Source organism: Clostridium sp. AM25-23AC, assembly GCF_003435125.1.
Classification (GTDB): Bacteria; Bacillota; Clostridia; order Lachnospirales; family Lachnospiraceae; genus Pilosibacter; species Pilosibacter fragilis.
The window spans coordinates 277-3,780 of the sequence record NZ_QWGI01000072.1; the positions used below are offsets into that span (position 1 = coordinate 277).

The window sequence follows — 3,504 nt, forward strand, 5'->3', positions numbered from 1 at the left end:
TAAAATGCTTGAATTTTTGTCTTGACAACTGAACCACTATACTGTTTGTAATTCCTCAAATTTTATGAAACTGAATTTACTAACCGTTTTATGTACTATTTCGATTTTACAAATTGGCTTACAGCCTGTAAGCCAATTTACTCAGATAATTTATATTCAATTTCTTCCACTGTTGGCAGACTGCTTTTTAATTCTTCACGAAGCACCTTTGTCAATTCGTATGCTGCAATCCCAATTGGCTGTGAAATGTCATCCAGTGCATATTCCGCAACAACATCATCCTTATCTTTACAAATAAGTAAACCAATTGTCGGATTATCCTGCTCCGATTTCATTTGCTTATTAACTGCTGTCACATAAAAATTCAATTTGCCTGCAAACTCCGGCTTGAATTTTTCTGTTTTCAATTCTACCACCACATAACAATGTAGCCGGACATGGTAAAAAAGCAAGTCCATATAGAAGTCACTTTCTCCCACATGCAAATGAACCTGTCTACCCAAATATGCAAACCCAGTACCTAATTCCAATAAAAATTGGGTTATTTGATTAATCAGTGCATCTTCCAATTCCTTTTCATCATACTCTTCTCTCAGAGTAAGGAAATCAAAGTTATACGGGTCCTTTAATGTCTGCTGTGCTAAATCAGATTGTGCCTCTGGGAGCTTCAATTGGAAATTACTAACTGCTTTTCCTTGTCGGTTATATAATCCACTATCTATTTGATGTTCTAATACGTTCCTGCTCCAGCCGTTATCCATTGTTTTCTGTACATAAAACAATGCCTCCTGTACGTTGTGGCACTTATACATGATTCGCTGGTTATGTCCCCAAGGAATGCTTTTTACCATATTTTCAATAAGTTCCATTCGGCTTACAGGCTGTAAGCCATTTTCCTCAGAATTATAAAACTTATACCAGTATCGTATACTCTTCAAGTTTTGTACCGAAAAACCTGACATATCAGGAAATGATTTTTGCAAATCCTTACTCATTGTTGCAAGAAAAGCATCACCCCATTTAGCATGTTTCTGCTTTGCAACAATGTCCCTTCCAATTCCCCAATATAATTCCAGCAATTCATAATTCACTTTAACTGCAGCTTTTATCTGACTCTGTTTTATCCGTTTTTTAATATCTTCTATCCATGCTTTGTACTCATCATTCACAACAAAGCCAACCTCTCTGTTTTCCACTAATATTCCTCCAATCAGTATTTCCTATCCATTACTTGTGTATTCCTACTTCTATTTCATTTTACATTTCATCAAATTTCTCCATGTGACATATCTATTATAATTATCATACTTAACGCCAAATTTTGTATCAAGCAGATTGCAATCACGGATTTGCATCTAATAATATGTGCTTCAATTTTATCCTTACCTTTTTTCAGTTATGCAATATGCTGCGGAACAACAAAACACTCATCCAACTGTTTATGTAAAAAGGAAAGTACAGTTTACAAGGGACTACACAGGGTAACGGTCTGACGGGAGGTGTGCCGCCCGTCAGATTTTCCATGTGATGTTCAAGCTGTCGCTTGTGGCGGCTATGGTGGTAATCATTAAATCCACCACCCGCCGCTTGTCGTCAAAGGATACATTCTCCCAAGTGTCGAGGTAGCCGGAAATCTGGCTGACCTGTTCCGGGCTAATGGCTTCCACCGTTAGTTCCGCTATCCTCGCCAGAAGTTCCTGCTTGCGCCCGTCCAGTTCTGCTATCTTCACATTCACATAGGAGAGCAGGACATTGTTTGCGCCCGTCAGCGTGTCAAGCAGCTTTTCAATCTCGCTTTCTACCTGTGCCAGTTCCAGCCGCTTTGCAGTCAGTTTCGGGGAGATTTTTGCAGCCTTGTTCCGACCTGTCAGCGTCTTAAAATCTTTCAGCTTTTTAACCATCGCCCCATAGACTACCGCTTCCAGTTCGTGCAGCTTCACGCACCCGCAGCCAGGACACGCCTTGCTGTCCGCATGTACGGTGCAGCGCAGGTAAAGAATACCGTTGGAGTGCGCCGACATGAGCGCATAGCCGCATTTCCCGCATTTGATTTTTCCCGCCATCCATGTGTTCCGGGCTTTCCTTGCGGGCTGGTAAGTGTGGCTGGCAAGCAGCTTCTTCCGGCATTTCAGCCACAGCTCCGATGGGATAAACCCCTCATGTGGAGCCAGTACCAGCGTCTGTCCTTGCAGGTGCTTGTGCTTATCCTCTGTATTCCCCTTGCCCTGATAGTAATAGCAGCCGTTTGTCCCGGCAAAGTCGGCGGCGTCATTGTAAATATCCGTCCCCTGGCTTTTGTAAAACTCGTATATGTCGAGGTCAGCCATGACATAAATCGGGTTTCGGAGAATAACGCTCAAAGTAGCCCTTGACAGCAGCCTGCCATGATAAGTACGCATACCGTCCGCCGTCAGCTTCTTTGTAATGTCATGCAGCGATACCTGCGGGTCAGCGTACATCTCATACATCTGCCGGACAAAGGCCGCTTCGGTTGGCTCTATTACCAGCTTCTTTGTGCGCACCCCGTCCATCACATAAGGCTCTGTCCGAAATCCGTAGGGCGTTTTGCCGCCCATTTTGAAGCCCCGCTGACAGCGGGAGTACCATGCGTCCTGCACCCGCTTCTGTATAGTTTCCCGTTCAAGCTGGGCGAACACGATACAGATATTCAGCATCGCCCGCCCCATCGGGGTGGAGGTATCAAACTTCTCCGTAGAGGACACAAACTCCACATTGTACTGTTGGAACAGCTCCATCATGTTGGCAAAGTCCAGAATGGAACGGCTGATACGGTCAAGTTTGTAAACCACGACCTTTGCAATCAAGCCCCGCTTGATGTCCCGCACCAGTTCTTGAAACTTCGGACGGTCTGTGTTCTTGCAGTTACCGCCTTTCAACTCATATTTGCAAAATTCAATCTGGCTTTCAATGGAAATGCTGTCCTTTTTGTCCACCGATTGTCTTGCATAGATTGCGTCTATTCGATTGTTCATATTGTCGCTCCTTTTCTTAAAAAAGAAACGGAGCTGCTGACAGTTTTATTATACCGCCAGCAGCCCCGCAAATCAACGATGGCTTCGGAAAACCTTATGCCCCGGCTTCCTCACTCTGCCGTTTGTCGGCATACTTGCGGAACACCTCGTAAAGCTGCTGTTCCAGCTCCCGGCGTTTTGCCGCTTCCTGCTCCGGCGTGAACACCAGGGAGAGATTTTCCAGCGTGATTTCCTTTCCCTGAAAAGTCACGACTTCGGTTTCTTTCTTGTATCTGATATGCTCCATAGTACCTCCGTATTTAGTTTTCAAAGTGCAGTTCCGTCATGCTGCGGCGTGAAATGTTTTCTGTCATCGATCACCGTTCCCTTGTGTGTTGCTGCTGCCGTTTCAATTCTGCCAGCACCTCCGGTGGGATACGGTCAACCAGCCGCTGAATGTCTTTCAGCTCGCTTTCCAGCTTTGCCCGTTCCATTGTTGTGGTCAAGCTTTTTTGTAACACTTGTGGCTAAA

General features: G+C 44.7%; 3 protein-coding genes and 1 pseudogene. All 4 read right to left on the bottom strand.

Annotated elements, in window-relative coordinates; genetic code table 11:
• Window positions 1-137: 137 nt before the first annotated feature.
• Window positions 138-1,196: a PDDEXK nuclease domain-containing protein gene (locus tag DW677_RS17745; protein ID WP_117567926.1), complete on the bottom strand. Its 1,059-nt coding sequence runs from the start codon at window positions 1,194-1,196 to the stop codon at window positions 138-140.
• Between the two features lie 315 nt (window positions 1,197-1,511).
• Window positions 1,512-2,993: a recombinase family protein gene (locus tag DW677_RS17755; RefSeq protein WP_117567927.1), complete on the bottom strand. Its 1,482-nt coding sequence runs from the start codon at window positions 2,991-2,993 to the stop codon at window positions 1,512-1,514.
• A 94-nt stretch (window positions 2,994-3,087) separates the two neighbouring features.
• Window positions 3,088-3,279, bottom strand: coding sequence for a hypothetical protein (locus tag DW677_RS17760; protein WP_117567928.1), 192 nt, complete (start codon window positions 3,277-3,279; stop codon window positions 3,088-3,090).
• A gap of 70 nt (window positions 3,280-3,349) precedes the next feature.
• Window positions 3,350-3,469: pseudogene (locus tag DW677_RS17765) on the bottom strand (plasmid recombination protein); the annotation flags it as partial.
• Window positions 3,470-3,504: the final 35 nt, after the last annotated feature.